The sequence below is a fragment of the Thermoactinomyces daqus genome (assembly GCF_000763315.1).
GTDB lineage: Bacteria > Bacillota > Bacilli > Thermoactinomycetales > Thermoactinomycetaceae > Thermoactinomyces_A > Thermoactinomyces_A daqus.
On record NZ_JPST01000012.1, the window covers coordinates 35,673 to 50,915 of the forward strand.

At 51.2% G+C, this 15,243-nt stretch carries 12 protein-coding genes and 1 riboswitch; of the genes, 7 read left to right on the plus strand and 5 right to left on the minus strand.

What is annotated here, in order from left to right; all coding sequences use genetic code 11:
- Positions 1-112: 112 nt before the first annotated feature.
- The 4 genes from JG50_RS0105045 to JG50_RS0105060 form a co-directional block, all read right to left on the minus strand.
- Positions 113-754 (minus strand): YjgB family protein, encoded by a 642-nt coding sequence (locus JG50_RS0105045; protein ID WP_052154016.1) that lies wholly within the window; start codon positions 752-754, stop codon positions 113-115.
- Between the two features lie 121 nt (positions 755-875).
- Positions 876-2,723 carry a PTS fructose transporter subunit IIABC gene (locus JG50_RS0105050; protein WP_033100026.1) on the minus strand — a complete coding sequence of 616 codons (1,848 nt, stop codon included), beginning with the start codon at positions 2,721-2,723 and terminating at the stop codon, positions 876-878.
- 80 nt (positions 2,724-2,803) lie between these two features.
- Positions 2,804-3,745 (minus strand): 1-phosphofructokinase, encoded by a 942-nt coding sequence (pfkB, locus tag JG50_RS0105055; RefSeq protein ID WP_033100027.1) that lies wholly within the window; start codon positions 3,743-3,745, stop codon positions 2,804-2,806.
- Entirely contained in the window at positions 3,742-4,497 is a 756-nt protein-coding gene (locus JG50_RS0105060; protein WP_033100028.1) for a DeoR/GlpR family DNA-binding transcription regulator, read from the minus strand. The genes pfkB and JG50_RS0105060 overlap by 4 nt, the downstream gene beginning before the upstream one ends.
- 490 nt (positions 4,498-4,987) lie before the next feature.
- Here JG50_RS0105060 and JG50_RS0105065 point away from each other — a divergent pair, with 490 nt between their 5' ends.
- From JG50_RS0105065 to JG50_RS0105085, 5 genes are all read left to right on the plus strand, one after another.
- A complete protein-coding gene (locus tag JG50_RS0105065; RefSeq protein WP_033100029.1) occupies positions 4,988-5,179 on the plus strand; it encodes a hypothetical protein in 192 nt (63 codons plus the stop codon).
- Entirely contained in the window at positions 5,164-5,511 is a 348-nt protein-coding gene (locus JG50_RS0105070; RefSeq protein WP_232330906.1) for a DUF2085 domain-containing protein, read from the plus strand. The genes JG50_RS0105065 and JG50_RS0105070 overlap by 16 nt, the downstream gene beginning before the upstream one ends.
- A gap of 337 nt (positions 5,512-5,848) precedes the next feature.
- The gene (locus JG50_RS0105075; RefSeq protein ID WP_033100030.1) at positions 5,849-7,174 is read left to right on the plus strand and encodes a helix-turn-helix domain-containing protein; all 1,326 of its coding nucleotides are present in this window, start codon (positions 5,849-5,851) and stop codon (positions 7,172-7,174) included.
- Positions 7,175-7,228: 54 nt separating this feature from the next.
- Positions 7,229-7,337, plus strand: a riboswitch (SAM riboswitch).
- A gap of 135 nt (positions 7,338-7,472) precedes the next feature.
- Entirely contained in the window at positions 7,473-10,859 is a 3,387-nt protein-coding gene (gene metH / locus JG50_RS0105080; RefSeq protein ID WP_052154047.1) for a methionine synthase, read from the plus strand.
- 14 nt (positions 10,860-10,873) lie between these two features.
- Positions 10,874-12,745, plus strand: coding sequence for a bifunctional homocysteine S-methyltransferase/methylenetetrahydrofolate reductase (locus JG50_RS0105085; RefSeq protein WP_033100032.1), 1,872 nt, complete (start codon positions 10,874-10,876; stop codon positions 12,743-12,745).
- Between the two features lie 213 nt (positions 12,746-12,958).
- On the opposite strand, the gene JG50_RS19980 is transcribed toward JG50_RS0105085, so the two are convergent.
- Positions 12,959-13,132 carry a hypothetical protein gene (locus JG50_RS19980; RefSeq protein WP_160173812.1) on the minus strand — a complete coding sequence of 58 codons (174 nt, stop codon included), beginning with the start codon at positions 13,130-13,132 and terminating at the stop codon, positions 12,959-12,961.
- Between the two features lie 765 nt (positions 13,133-13,897).
- On the opposite strand from JG50_RS19980, the gene JG50_RS0105095 reads away from it, so the two are divergent.
- Both JG50_RS0105095 and JG50_RS0105100 read left to right on the plus strand, forming a co-directional pair.
- On the plus strand, positions 13,898-14,089 hold the full coding sequence (locus JG50_RS0105095) for a hypothetical protein (RefSeq protein WP_033100034.1): 192 nt from the start codon (positions 13,898-13,900) through the stop codon (positions 14,087-14,089).
- A 129-nt stretch (positions 14,090-14,218) separates the two neighbouring features.
- Positions 14,219-15,178 carry a 4-hydroxy-3-methylbut-2-enyl diphosphate reductase gene (locus tag JG50_RS0105100; RefSeq protein ID WP_033100035.1) on the plus strand — a complete coding sequence of 320 codons (960 nt, stop codon included), beginning with the start codon at positions 14,219-14,221 and terminating at the stop codon, positions 15,176-15,178.
- Positions 15,179-15,243 lie beyond the last annotated feature (65 nt).

Sequence of the window (15,243 nt, forward strand, 5' to 3'; positions counted from 1 at the left end):
AATGATGGATTATAATTTTATTAAAGATAAAGATTTCAACCAAGAGCAGGGCGTGGGTTTTCTTCCGGTGAAACCTGAAGGCGGGAAGGAAACACCACGCCCCGCATTTTTGTCAGCCGGCCATATTATTGACTGCGGCCGGGGGATAGAAGACGGAATAATGATCCAGATGCGTCGAACCGGAGATTGGTTCATTAAAAATAAATTTTAATTGATATTTGGAATTCACCTTGTAAACGAGGATTTTTTGGTGGCTGATGCTGTTGACGGATGAAGGCCGGCCCAATGTTTCGGTGATGTCCCGGTACGTGAGCTTTTGGATTTCCGCAGAGTAGGAGCGAATGTCAAAAATCTGCAACCCGTGATTGAAGCCAAAAGCAAGGCCTTGTTTTTTATAAGTATCATAAATCCCTTTTCCCGCCGACTCGGTCGTGTCCGGATTTCCCAAGGCTTGATGAACATCGGAATCGATGAGGGATTTGCCGCAAATAAAGCGGTAATGCAAAATCTTCCCCTGCTGGGCGCGCTGTTTGATCTCCAGAACGAGAGCTTTGTTTTTGGCATTGATCGGTGCGGGTTTGTCGCCCGGAGTGGATTGTTGAGGAGAGGGGGTCTGCTGGTGGGAGGGCGGGACGGATGAGGCAGGGGGAGCGGGCTTCGGTTCCGGGGTCGGGGCTTTTTCATGCCCGGTGCAGCCGGTGATAAGGAGAAAACTGATCACCGCCAGGGAGAAAACCTTTCTTTTAAAGGGCATCACAGAACATCTCCATTCATTTGAAAATGATGCATTACAACCCAATAATATCCCATTTTCTATCTTTTGTCAATTTCAAAGGAGAAAAAATACCCCCGCGAACGAGGGCCGGATTCTTGGTTTATTGCACTTTTTTCTTCCAGATTCCGAGCATTGCCGCCGTAACGGCAGAGCCGATGAGAATCGCGAGAATATAGAGCAGTGGTTTGTTGACGAGCGGAATCACGAACAGTCCGCCGTGGGGGGCAGGCAGATGAATGCCGAACAACATGCTGAGCGCGCCGGCGATGGAAGAGCCGATGATACAGCTGGCGATGACGCGTACCGGATCGGCTGCGGCAAACGGGATTGCTCCTTCTGTAATAAAGGAAGCACCCAGCAAATAGTTGGTCAGGCCGGATTTACGCTCGGCATCGGTAAATTTGTGTTTAAAGAAAGTGGTTGCCAGCGCAATGCCCAGCGGCGGTACCATTCCGCCGGCCATGACGGCTGCATGCGGAAGCTGGTTTCCGGTCTGCAGTGCGGCCAGTCCGAAGGTGAAAGCCGCTTTATTGATCGGGCCGCCCATGTCCACGGCCATCATGCCGCCCAGAATCAAGCCGAGGATGGCCGCGTTGGTTCCGCTGAGGCTGCCCAGCCAGGAAGTGAGCGTTTTGTTGAGCAGAACCGCCGGTCCGTTAATGACAGTGATCATCAGGATACCTGTAATCATGATTCCAAATAAGGGATATAAGAGAACCGGCTTGATCCCTTCCAGTTGCTGAGGCAGGATCGAAAACACCTTTTTCAGGCCCACGACGACATAACCGGCCAAAAATCCGGCAATCAGGCCGCCGAGAAAGCCCGCACCCGCGTTTGCCGCCAGAAAACCGCCGACAGCACCAGGAGCAAAACCGGGACGGTCGGCTATGCTGGAGGCGATAAAACCAGCCAGAATCGGCACGATGAAATGAAAAGCTCCATCCGCCCCGCCGATTTGATTCAAGATTTGGGCGATCGGCCCATTCGCGTGAATTCCGCCAAATGCGAATGAAAGCGCAATCAAAATTCCTCCGCCGACAACAAAGGGAAGCATGTTGCTGACCCCGTTCATCAGGTGGCGGTAAAAGCCGAGCCGCTGTTTTCCCGTTGTTTCCTTTTCGACGTTTCCCCGCCCCTGATAAATGGGTGCATCCTGTTTCAAAGCTCGTTCAAGGAGCGCTTTTGCTTTGTGAATTCCATCAGCGACGGGTACCTGAAGTACGTGTTTTCCGGCGAACCGGTCCATTTCCACCTGCTTGTCCGCTGCGACGATAATGGCGGTGGCCTGTTCAATTTCCGCCGGGGTCAGGCGATTTTTGATCCCGGTGGATCCGTTGGTTTCCACTTTGATCCTGATGCCCATCTCCGCTGCTTTGGCCTTGAGGGCATCAGCCGCCATGTAGGTATGGGCGATTCCGGTCGGGCAAGCGGTGACGGCAAGGATCAGTTTTTCCGGTTCTGTTTGTTCTTCTATGCTGTCTTCCTCCTCCTGATCCGCTTCTTTGTTATTGATTAAAGCGATCACTTCCTTTGCTGTCCCGGCCTGATTCAGTTTTTCGCGGAAGTCATGATCCATCAGCAATACCGACAGGCGGGATAATGTTTCCAGATGAGTTTCATCAGCCCCTTCCGGAGCGGCGATCATAAAGAAGAGACGGGCAGGCTGTCCGTCCAGGGATTCATAGTCAATCCCTTTCAGGCTCCGTCCGAAACAGATGGCGGGAGTTTTTACCGCCTTGGTTTTGGCGTGCGGGATGGCAATGCCCTCGCCGATCCCCGTCGATCCTTGAGCTTCCCGTTTCAAAATGGCCTGCTTGTATTCTTCACGGTCATGCAAGCGGCCGGCTCCGTCCAGCTTTTCGACCAGTTCATCAATGACAGCGCTTTTATCGCCGGCCCGGAGTTCCATGATGATCGTATCCTCTTTTAGCAGATCCGTAATCTTCATCGTAGGGCACCTCCCTGAAAGTATCGGTTCCCGGTTTTATCAGCCACTGAAGGGGATAAAACCGGGTGATTGGTCAGTTGCTAAATTGCTCCCAAATCAATGGGATGGACGACCGGCTTGATTTTCACTTGCGGAAGTAGCTGTTCCACTTGGTTTTTGGTGCACAAATCGGAAGAGAAAGCAGTTGCGCTTCCGGCAGCGATGCCGCATCGGAACGATTCCAGAAGATCCCCCGTCCGGACGTAGGTGGACAGAAAACCGGCAACCAGCGAATCGCCGGCCCCGACAGAATTGATCACTTTTCCTTGTGGGACAGTGGCTTGATAGGTTCCCTCTTCCGCAAAGAGGAGCGCACCCGCCCCGGCCATGGAGACGATCACGTGTCGGGCCCCCTGCTCAAGCAGTTGGTGTCCATAGGGAAGAATCTCCATGGCATTGGTCAGGGTAACGCCGAACAGTTCCCCCAGTTCATGATGATTCGGTTTGATCAAAAAAGGGCGATGGGCGATCACCTTGCCGAGTGCTTCACCGGAGGCATCGACAACCACTTTGACTCCCCGCGGGCTGAGGATCCCGGTCAGATCTTCATACAGACCGGCGGGCAGGGAGCGCGGAATGCTGCCGGCAAGAACGAGCACATCTCCTTCAGCGAGTGCGTTCAGTTTTTCCCGAAGCAGGGCAATCTGTTCTTCGCTGATGGAAGGCCCTTGCCCGTTGATTTCAGTTTCGCCGTCTTCCGTCTTCAGTTTGATGTTGATGCGCGAGTCACCGTCTACCCGGATAAAATCGGTTCCGATTCCTTCCTCGTGCAAAGTGTCGCGGATGAAAGCGCCCGTAAATCCGCCGATAAAGCCGAGGGCCGTTGTCTCCGCTCCCAGCCGGCTGAGGACGCGGGAGACGTTAATCCCTTTTCCTCCGGGAAATTTCTGCTCTTTCTGCATCCGGTTGAGTCCGTTCAGCTGAAAAGATGGTACGTTGACCACAAGATCGATTGATGGATTGAGGGTTACGGTATAAATCATGGCGTTCCAACCTCGATTACATAAGTTTTGTTTTCATAGGCTGCCCGGCTTTCTTCAGGAATCCGGCTTGTTACAAGAACAGCCTCTTCGATCTCGGCGAATTGGGCAAAGGAGATTTCGGCAAATTTGCTCTGATCAGCCAGGACATAGGTTTGGCCGGACAGGGTGCGGGCCAATCTTTTCAACCGGGCTTCCTCGGGATCGGGAGTGGTATACCCCATTTCCGGGTGAATTCCGTTTACCCCCAAAAAACAACGGTCAAAGCGAAAGTGGCGGAGTTGATCGAGTGCCATGCTTCCGATCACTGCCTTGGTAGACGCTTTTACCATTCCGCCCAGAATATGGCATTTGATGTTGGTGGCATCCATCCGGTCAAGATGGGAAAGACCGTTGGTGACCACAACGATTTGTTTGCCGGACAGATAAGGGATGAGCTCCCCGACCGTGCTTCCGGCGTCAAGATAGATGCAGTCTCCATCTTCCACCAAGGTGGCGGCATGCCGTGCGATCGCTTTCTTTTCTTCCAGGTTTTTCGCGAACTTTTCCGCGATGCTGGGCTCGGAACCTTTGCCCTGAAGCAGGGCAGCGCCGCCGTGGACGCGTTTTAACAGCTTGAGTTTTTCCAATTCAATCAGGTCGCGGCGAACCGTCGATTCAGAAGCCTGGGTAGCGTCTACCAACTCCTGCACTTTGACAACGCCCTGTTGTTTTAACATTGTCAGAATCAATTGATGCCGCTGTGGAGTCAACAATTTTGATCACCTCATGAGTTCACCTTTATAATAACGAAAACCCTTTCAAAAAACAATCATTATCTATCAAAATCATTCAATTTCATTCAAAAACATTCGCTGTAATTGCCGGGCTTGCATCACAGCAGGCTTGTTAAATTGCATGACTTTGGAGGGGATTTTTTGAGTTCCGGGCTCTTTCCGCCTTGCTTGCACTATTTCTGAAATGGGCAACTTGCTTTATTCTAGGAAGTGGAGAATTCCTGCATTAAAGCGAGTTAAAGGGGATTTTGAGAAAGATTATAAACACCAACAGCAAATGGCTGTAAAGGGGAAAATCGTGTGTTTTTTGTGCAGCTTACTTTAAATCTCATTTTATATTTGTCGGCCGGCGTGCTTTTTTATAAACAGCAATGGATGGCAGGGGGGATTTTGCTGGCGGCTGCCGTCTTGTTTTCGTTGTTTTGGGGTTACTGTTATTGTCGGAGGAGGAAGCGGAAAAAAGGAAAAAATGACTGCACTGTCTGTGATTCCTGTGATTGTTTACCGATGGATTGCCCTGATTGCAATTGCCATCATTTTCATAAAAATGTGCCGGAATGCAATTGCCATCATTTTAATTGTGATGGGCCGGATTGCGACTGCGATATGCCCAATTGCAGCTGTCATTAGCGGGGAGGGAAAAGGATGGGATGGTGGATGAAGTGGGCGGAATGCGTTCCTTGTCACCGGCGTCCGGAGCGCTGTTTGCGCATCAGGGGAAAACCGATGCCGATTTGTGCCCGCTGTTTCAGTATCCTGCTCGGGTATGGGCTGATCCCGGTGTTCTTCTTTATGCCGCTGCGGTTGCCATGGTATCTGGGAATCATCAGCCAGATTCCGATGCTGGTTGACGGTTTTACGCAAAAATGGGGCTGGCGCGAAAGCAACAATCTTCTCCGCGTGATCACGGGACTTATCAGCGGGGGAGGGTTGTCGCTGCTGGCGGTGGCGGGAGAGCGATTTGTGGTCACTGCCGCAGAACGGGTATTTTGAGCGGATCATGCATATCAATATCCTGATTTACTGTTCGGCAAATTTTACCGTTCAGCTCCAATCTTAAAAGTGGAAAAAACGCACCAAATCTTTGTTTTCGGGTTTGTTCAGTACTTGAAACGGGAGCACCTGGGCGATGGTAATCCAAAGAACGAATCATGTTGAAATTGTGAAAGATTGACCGGGATGTCCAGATGCACCCGGCTTTTTCTTTCAGGTTTTCGACTGGAAAAAATTACACTCCTATATATGGTAATTTTTATTTATTCATTTCTTTATAAAATAAAATAGATGAAGTAATATAGAAATAACAAGTATTCCGAAAGGGAGATCGCCGATGAATGTGATTGAAATGAGTGAAATTGGCAAATTCATCCGTAAAGTGCGCAAAGAACGTGGCTTGCGGCTCGAGGACCTGGCTGATGAGCATATTTCCACGGCGACGATCAGCAATATCGAACGCGGGGTTCCCCATGTAAATAAAGATAAAGTTTTGTATTTAATGAGTAAATTAGGTCTTGATTTAAGTGAAATTCCTGAAATGATCGAAAAAGACAGCGAAAGCTTGGAAAGTATGCAGGTAAAGTTTACGGCGATCGAGACGATGATCGGACTGGGCAATCCCGGACGGGCGCAAGTACTGTTATCCAATATTTCGGAGGAAACGTTTTCCCGGCACCAGGCGACCATTCATTATTTAAAGGGCAGAATTTACGCAGCCAAAAAGGATTGGCGCAAAGCCGAAAGGGAACTGAGCGAAGCGATTCGCCTTGCCTATCAGGACCCCTACTCTCCCAAAAGCAATCTGGAAGCGGTGAGCTATTGCGGTCTGGCACAGTGCCGCGCAACCCACAAGGATTATGAACAGGCGCTGAAATATGTGGAACGCGGTCTGGAAGCATGCCGGGAGCAAAACGAAAGCCCGGAGCAAATTCAGTTTCAGCTGTCCCTGAACCGCGTGATCTATCTGGAGAAACTAGGCCGGATTGATGAAGCGCTTAAGAATCTCGACGAGCTTTGGCAGTATCAATCCGAGATCCAGAACAAAGAGATGGTCATCCAGATGTATTCGCTGAAAGCCGGGCTGTTAAGACGGATGAAGATGTACCATGATGCCATCCGTTATGCCCGTGAAGGGGCGATGATGGCGATGTCCAGCAAAGATTATGATGAGATGTTCCGTCTGTGGAACATTTTGGGTACGTCGTACAAGGAGATTTCCCAGCTGGAGGATGCTGAATCCTGCTTTTTGTTTCTCCTTGAATTAAGTGATCATGTTTCCAATAAAGATGAGGTTGTCCGCGTTCATTGTTCCCTGGGCCATATATACATGTTGCAGGGCAAATTTAACGAGGCTCGCGAAGTGCTGGAGAAGGCGCTCGGCTGGACCGAAAAGTCGCATGATCCCTTTGAGAAGAGTACCGCCTTGCTGATGCTGGGGCAACTGATGAAGAAGATGAAGCACTATACGGATGCCGTTGAGTATTTTAAACGGGCAGTTCAAGTGGCAGTGAAATATAAATTTAAAAAGCGAATCTATCTGATTTATTATGAATTGGCCGGTTGCTGTGAAGAAATGGGGGATCTTGAGGGATTCAAAGATGCGACCGAGAAAATGTATCGCGCCAAAAAAGAGATGGAGAAAGAAGAATTATTCTTTTAAATGAGTTGACATAAAACGAAATCATTTATATATTATTTAAATAATTAAAAAGATCTCTTATCCAGAGTGGCGGAGGGACTGGCCCGAAGAAGCCCGGCAACCTGTTGGTTAATCCAATGTGGTGCCAATTCCAGCAGAGAGGACCTTCTCTGAAAGATGAGAGCAATAACCTGGCAAACACACGCCTTCATCTTTCGGAGATGAAGGTGTTTTTATTTTTTACAGGGATGTGGACATTGTGGAAAAAACAGCGATTCACAAACGATTGCAAGAGAAGATTTTGATTCTTGACGGTGCGATGGGGACCATGTTGCAGCGGGCGAACCTGACAGCGCAAGACTTCGGCGGAGAGGAATGGGACGGTTGCAATGAGATGTTGAACCTGACGCGCCCCGATGTGATCCGCTCGATTCATGAAGCTTACTATGAAGCCGGAGCCGATATCGTCGAAACCAATACATTCGGAGCGACACCAACGGTTTTGTCCGAATACGGATTGGAGCAGCGCACGGAAGAGATCAATCTGGCTGCGGCCCGTCTCGCCGTGGAAGCGCGGGATCAATGGTCTACCCCGGATTGGCCGCGCTATGTGGCCGGAGCGATGGGGCCAACGACCAAAACATTGTCGGTTACCGGGGGAACAACCTTTGAGCAGCTGACGGAAGGGTATTATCTTCAGGCCAAGGCGTTGATCGAGGGCGGTGTTGATCTGCTTCTCCTGGAAACCTCGCAGGACACGCTTAATGTAAAGGCTGGAGGAATCGGCATTCAGCGGGCTTTTGCCGAGACGGGAAAACAGGTTCCGCTGATCATTTCCGGCACGATCGAACCGATGGGCACGATGCTGGCCGGGCAGAACATCGAAGCGTTTTACCTTTCGATCCAACATTTGAATCCATTGGCTGTCGGGTTGAATTGTGCGACCGGTCCCGAATTTATGACGGATCACATCCGTACGCTGTCCGGGTTGTCGCAGGCTGCGGTCAGCTGTTATCCCAATGCCGGGCTGCCGGATGAGAACGGCAACTATCTGGAAACGCCGGAACAGCTGGCCCGGAAGCTGGCGGAGTTTGCCGAGGCGGGCTGGCTCAATTTGGCAGGTGGTTGTTGCGGGACCACCCCCGATCATATCCGGGCGATTGCCGGGGCGCTGCGGGACAAGAAACCGCGCCGGCCTGTTCCTTCCTATCTTCCGGCAGTCTCGGGAATTGAACCCGTTTATCTGGAAGAGGACAACCGGCCGATACTCGTCGGGGAAAGAACCAATGTGATCGGTTCGCGCAAATTTAAGCAGTTGATCATTGAGGGCAAGTATGAAGAGGCATCGGAAATCGCCCGCAAGCAAGTGAAGGGCGGAGCACAGGTGATCGACGTTTGTCTGGCCGATCCCGACCGGGATGAACTTCAGGATATGGAGCGCTTTCTCTCTTTTGTGACGAAGAAGATCAAAGCCCCGCTCATGATCGATTCGACCGATGGACAAGTGATTGAACGGGCGCTTCAATATTCTCAGGGAAAAGCGATCATCAACTCGATCAATCTGGAGGAAGGGGAAAAGCGGTTTAACGAAGTGGTTCCGCTGATTCATCGTTATGGCGCCGCGGTTGTCGTCGGCACGATTGATGAAGAGGGGATGGCGGTCACGGCAGAGCGAAAATTGGAGGTGGCCCGACGTTCCTTTGATTTGCTGGTCAAGCGGCATGGACTGCGGCCTGAGGATCTCATCTTTGACCCTCTCGTATTTCCGGTGGGGACGGGCGATGAACAATACATCGGATCGGCCAGGGAGACGGTGGAAGGAATCAGGCGGATTAAGGAAGCGATGCCGTCGTGTTCGACCATTCTCGGGATCTCCAATGTGTCGTTCGGGTTGCCGGCAGCCGGGCGCGAAGTGCTGAATGCCGTCTTTCTTTATGAGTGTACCAAAGCCGGACTTGACTATGCGATCGTAAATACGGAAAAGTTGGAACGCTACGCTTCGATCCCGGATGAAGAGAAGCGTCTGGCGGAGCGGTTGCTCTTTGAGACCAATCATGAAAACTATGATGCCGTTTTGGCTGAGTTCACCTCTTTTTACCGCTCGAAGAAAGTGGAAGCAAAACAACCCCTGGAACACTTCACCCTGGAAGAGCGGCTGGCCCGATATGTCGTCGAAGGGAGCAAAGACGGGTTGTTTGAGGATTTGGATCAGGCCTTGGCCAAATACTCCCCGCTCGATATTATCAACGGCCCATTGATGGCCGGCATGGATGAAGTGGGACGCCTTTTTAACGACAATCAGTTGATCGTCGCCGAAGTGCTGCAAAGCGCGGAAGTGATGAAAGCGTCGGTCGCCTATCTTGAGCCGCATATGGATCAGGTGGAAACGCACACCCGGGGGACGATCATGCTGGCCACTGTCAAAGGCGACGTGCACGATATCGGGAAAAACCTGGTGGAGATCATTCTGGCCAACAATGGTTACAAAGTGATCAATCTGGGGATCAAAGTGCCGCCACAGCAATTGATTGAGACCTATTGGAAAGAGAAACCCGATTTGATCGGGCTGTCCGGGCTGCTGGTAAAATCGGCTCAGCAGATGGTGGTCACAGCACAGGATTTGAAAAAGGCCAATATCAATGTGCCCATTTTGGTGGGAGGGGCCGCGCTCACCCGCAAGTTTACGGAAACGAGGATTGCCCCTGAATACGATGGGGCAGTTGTTTACGCCAAAGATGCCATGAACGGTCTGGAACTGGCCAATCGTTTGATGAATCCGGAAGAGCGGATTCGCCTCCGGTCAGAGTTAAACGAGAAGCAGTGGGCAGCACAGGCAAAAGCAGGCGAATCTGGAGCGGGAGCGGTTACCATGACGCTGGTGAAAAGCAGTGTTGACCGCAAGGCGCCGATTTTTGTCCCGCCGGATTTGGAGCAGCACATTTACCGTGATTACCCGCTTTCCCATTTGCGTCCGTATATCAATGAACAAATGCTTCTGGGCAAACACCTTGGCCTCAGCGGCAACGTCGAACAATTGCTCCGGTCGGGAAATGAGAAGGCGGTTGAATTAAAACAATATGTGGATCACCTGATTGATCGCTCTGCACGGGAAGGGCTTTTGAAACCGCAGGGGATGTACCGGTTTTTCCCGGCGCAATCGGTTGGCAATGATATTCTCATCTATGACCCGGCCGATCCCTCCCGTGTGCTTGAACGCTTTTCTTTCCCACGGCAGACAGCATCGCCCTATCTTTGTCTGGCTGATTACGTTCGCCCTGTTGAATCGGGAGAGATGGATTATGTCGGGTTTTTGGCAGTGACAGCCGGCGGCAATGTGCGTGAATTGGCCGAAAGATGGAAAGATCAAGGTAATTATCTCGATTCCCATCTTTTGCAGGTGCTCGCCCTGGAGATGGCAGAGGCGTTTGCCGAGCATTTGCATCAGGTGATGCGCAAGGTCTGGGGCTTTCCCGATCCTGCTTCGATGACAATGAAAGAGAGATTCGCCGCAAAATATCAAGGGATTCGCGTATCGTTCGGTTATCCGGCCTGCCCGGATCTGGAGGATCAGGCTAAGCTGTTCCGCTTGCTGAAACCGGAACAAATCGGTGTCGCTTTAACGGACGGTTTTATGATGGAACCGGAAGCTTCCGTCTCTGCCATGGTATTTGCCCATCCGGAAGCCAGATATTTTAATGCGAGGTAAGGAGGAAAAGAGAAATGCGCAAACCGGGGCTGCTGGAACAGCTGAAGTCTTCTTTGATCGTGGGGGATGGAGCCCTTATCACTTACCTGTACCAGCTGGGAGTTTCGATCGGCCATTGCTCTGAAGAGCTGGTGCTCAGTACCCCCTCCCTGATCAGCGAAGTGCATCAGGCTTATTACGAAGCGGGAGCGCGGGTGATTGAAACGCACACCTACGGGGCAAACCGTGAGCGGTTAACCCGCTATGGGCTGGACAACAAAGTGATTCGGATGAATCGGGAAGCTGTCAAGATCGCGCGCGATTCCGTCGGGGATGATGCTTATGTGATCGGGGCGATCGGTTCGATTTGCGCCGGGCGGGTTCCGGTGTTTGATGAAGAGGAATATCGCGCGATGTATGAAGAGCAGGCGACAGCGCTGCTGCTGGCCGGAGTGGACGGCATTTTGCTGGAAACCTTTTTGGATTTGAAGGAAATCTTGCTGGCGGTCGAGGTGATCCGTCCGCTCACCTCATTGCCGATCATCGCTCAACTCTCCATGCTGGAAGTAGGCAGAACCAGGGATGCCTATACGCTTACAGAGGCTTTCGGGCTTCTGGCGGAACGGGGGGCCGATGGAGTCGGGCTCAATTGCCGGCTCGGACCGATGGAGATTTTGCGCGCGCTGGAAAAAACGATCGTGCCTGAGGGGATGATCCTCACTTCCTTTCCCAACGCCGGACGGCTGGGCATGAGCGAAGGAAAGCTGCATTACAAGTCTTCGCCGGATTATTTTGAGGAAACTGCCCATCTTCTGGTGGATCAGGGTGTCAGTCTTCTCGGGGGATGTTGCGGGACGACTCCGGATCACATCCGCAAACTGGCGGCGGCTTTGGAGGGGAGAGAAAAGGTAAAACGGACAAACCCTTCTTCCGATGCCATTTATGACGGGGCGGTTGAATCGATTGCCGTTCGCGCACGGTCCAATCCCCATGTCGTCGATAAGGTGAAAAGCGGCCGGGCCATTATTTGCGAATTTGATCCGCCGAAAGATCTGGACATTTCTCAGTTTTTGCTTGGGGCTGAACGGCTCCACCGCGCCGGCGTGGATGCGATCACGATGGCCGACAATTCCCTGGCGACGGCAAGGATGAGCAATTTGGCTTTGGGCGCAATTTTACGGGATCGCCTTGGCATTGATCCGCTTCTGCATGTCGCCTGTCGCGATCGGAATCTGTTGGGCCAGCAGTCACATTTGATGGGCATTCATGCATTGGGGATCGATCAGATTCTGGTGATTACGGGGGACCCGACACGGATCGGCGATTTGCCGGGGGCCAGCTCCATTTATGACTTGTCTTCGATCGAACTGATCCGCATGGTGAAGCAGCTGAATGAAGGTATTTCTTTTTCGGGGAGAAAGCTGAAGCAGAAAGCGCGCTTTGTGGTGGGAGCAGCCTTTAATCCCCATGTGCGCAATCTGGATGCGGCAGTGAAGCGGCTGATGAAAAAGGTGGAGGCGGGTGCGGATTTTATCATGACCCAGCCGGTTTATGACGAGCAGGGGGCCCTTAATCTTTATGAAGCGACCAAGGGGATCGGCATCCCGGTATTCATCGGGGTGATGCCTTTAATCGGCTACCGCAATGCTCTTTTCCTCCATCATGAGGTGCCGGGAATCAAGATCCCGGAATCGGTGTTGAAACGGATGGAAGCGACGAAAGACAACAAAGAGGCGGGGAGAGAAGAAGGGATTCAGGTGGCGAAAGAGCTGCTGGAAGTGATTTTGGATAAGTTTTCCGGAATATATCTTATCACTCCCTTTTCATACTGGAGGATGACGGAAGAATTAACCCGGTTTATCCGCTTGAGAGATCAGCAGGCCCGGAGGAAACTCGCCAGCAGATAAAAATGGCCATGTCTTGCCGCCACAGCTTCAAAAAAAACTGCCGCCCGGAAGGGGAGGCAGTTCAGATTTCCAAAACCAAAATCAAAACGGAGAGAGAAAGGCAATGAAGCGATGCTGAAAAGCAGATGCTTCATCTATGCAAAGGGGGCGCAAATTTTGTGTCCCCTGTTTTCATGGAATGATGGAAAACAATAAAGAGCATTGGTTAAACGCTTAATCCTTCTTTTTGATGGAGACACCGCGGGAGAGCTGGTCGAGAAACATCTCTCTTGCGATCTTGAGAAAAGCTCGTTTCACCGCGGGACGAACCCGCCGTTGCAAGACACGGTATTTGTAACTCAGACGCCTTTCAGCGATTGTTTTTGCTTGCCCAACTCGGTTAGTCACCATCCGTCCCTCCTTTAAACAGGTTATTTGACAATCATGACCCTGATTTCCTCCCGGTCGACATAATCAGTCAAATTACCTGTTCATTAGACAAAATTATTCCCGGATCAGGACGGAACGGAGGGATTTTTGACATCGAGGAACCTCGGGTGCCGCAACGAGTGAAAGCATCCTGCTTTTTTCATGTAATTGTGCGAATATGGGAGCAACCCGGTGCCGATTTCCAGTAAGATTAAAGTGAAAACACATGTGGCGCAGGAGGGAGTTCAACCAATGTATAGTAACAGCTTGGAATCACCCGGACTGTTAATATTTTTCATGATTATTTCTTTTATTCTCGCTGCATTGTATATTCGCGAACGGATTAAGAATTCGGCAAAATAATCGCTTTCCCCGCATTTTGTGGGTTTTGTTCAATAAGCAAAACCTCCCCTGACGGGTATGGGGAGGGAGAACAGGAGTAAAATCTAGCTTGAGCTTTCCCAATACCGGCTGGATGAAGAGGATTCATAGTAGCCGGGATGGTGGTGAAAGGGAGAGTGGGGTCGGTGGTAGGATGAACCGAAAGCTGAAGATTCCCGGCAGGAGTCACAGGGGGCGCCGAAAAACGGACGGCGGCGAGTTCCCGCGCAATAGCGCATATACCATTTGAGCATTTCCCGTTCATATCGGTGGCAAATTTTCATTTGGTGATAGAGTTGGCGCAGCATCTGAGGATCGCAGTACATATGGGTTGGCAAGGTCACAGGTGGTTGCGGCAACGGCATGACCGGCGGCATCGGTGGCTTCGGCATCGGTTTGTATGGTTTGGCCGGTTCGGTGGGTGGAGCCGGGCGAGCGGATGATTCCGCCGGTGCCGGAGTAACGGGCTGCATCGGTTTGACTGGTCTTCTCTCCGTCATACACTCACATCCTCTCTTCATGATGACAGTGTATATTATGAATGGTCTGGTATAGATGTACCTGGTGTACCAGCCTATCTTTGAGCAGAGATGTGCGTCCCTTGGTCGAATTTTGATAATAAGCTATAATAGGAGAGACTAAACCTCGGGCCAGAAGGTGATACGGGGTCAGGAGGAATCAGCAATGGAAGTAGTAAAAATCACACCGCGCGGCTATTGTTACGGAGTGGTCGATGCGATGGTTCTGGCACGGCAAGCGGCAAAGAACCTTGATCTTCCGCGTCCGATTTATATTTTGGGAATGATTGTGCATAACAAGCATGTCGTTGAGGCGTTTGAAGAAGAAGGAATCATCACTTTAGACGGGGAAAACCGGTTGGAAATCTTGGAGAAAGTGGATAAAGGAACGGTTATCTTTACTGCTCACGGAGTTTCTCCGGAAGTTCGCCGCAGAGCGAGGGAAAAAGGCCTCACAATTGTCGATGCCACTTGTCCCGATGTCACTCGCACCCATGACCTGATTCGTGAGAAGGTTGCTGAAGGCTATGAAGTGATCTATATCGGCAAGCACGGACACCCGGAGCCGGAAGGGGCAATGGGGGTGGCACCCGGCCATGTCCATTTGATCGAGCGGGAAGAAGATATCGAAAAGCTTCATTTTGATACGGATAAACTTCTGGTGACGAATCAGACGACGATGAGCCAGTGGGATACGGCCAACCTTATGAATAAGGTGCGGGAACGATTCCCGACCGTTGAGATTCACAATGAGATCTGCCTGGCAACGCAGCTGCGGCAGGAAGCGGTGGCACAGCAGGCCAAAGGGACGGATTTGGTGCTGGTTGTCGGTGACCCGCGCAGCAACAACTCCAACCGTCTCGCCCAGGTCGCCGAGAAAATCGCCGGGGTGGAAGCGCACCGCATCTCCGATGTTTCCGAAATCGATATCAATTGGTTAAAAGGAAAAAAAATTGTTGGCGTAACCGCCGGTGCTTCGACGCCGACCCCAATCACACGTGAAGTGATCCAATTTCTCGAGCAGTTTGATGAAAATGATCCCATGACTTGGAAACCGGAACGAAAAGTGGATCTTCGCCGGATTCTTCCTCCGGTCCGGGAGAAAAAACATGGGAACAAAAAATAAACCGGGACAGAGGTCTCCGGTTTTTTTTAAAAACTCATGTTCCATTATTCTGTCAATTTTGTGAG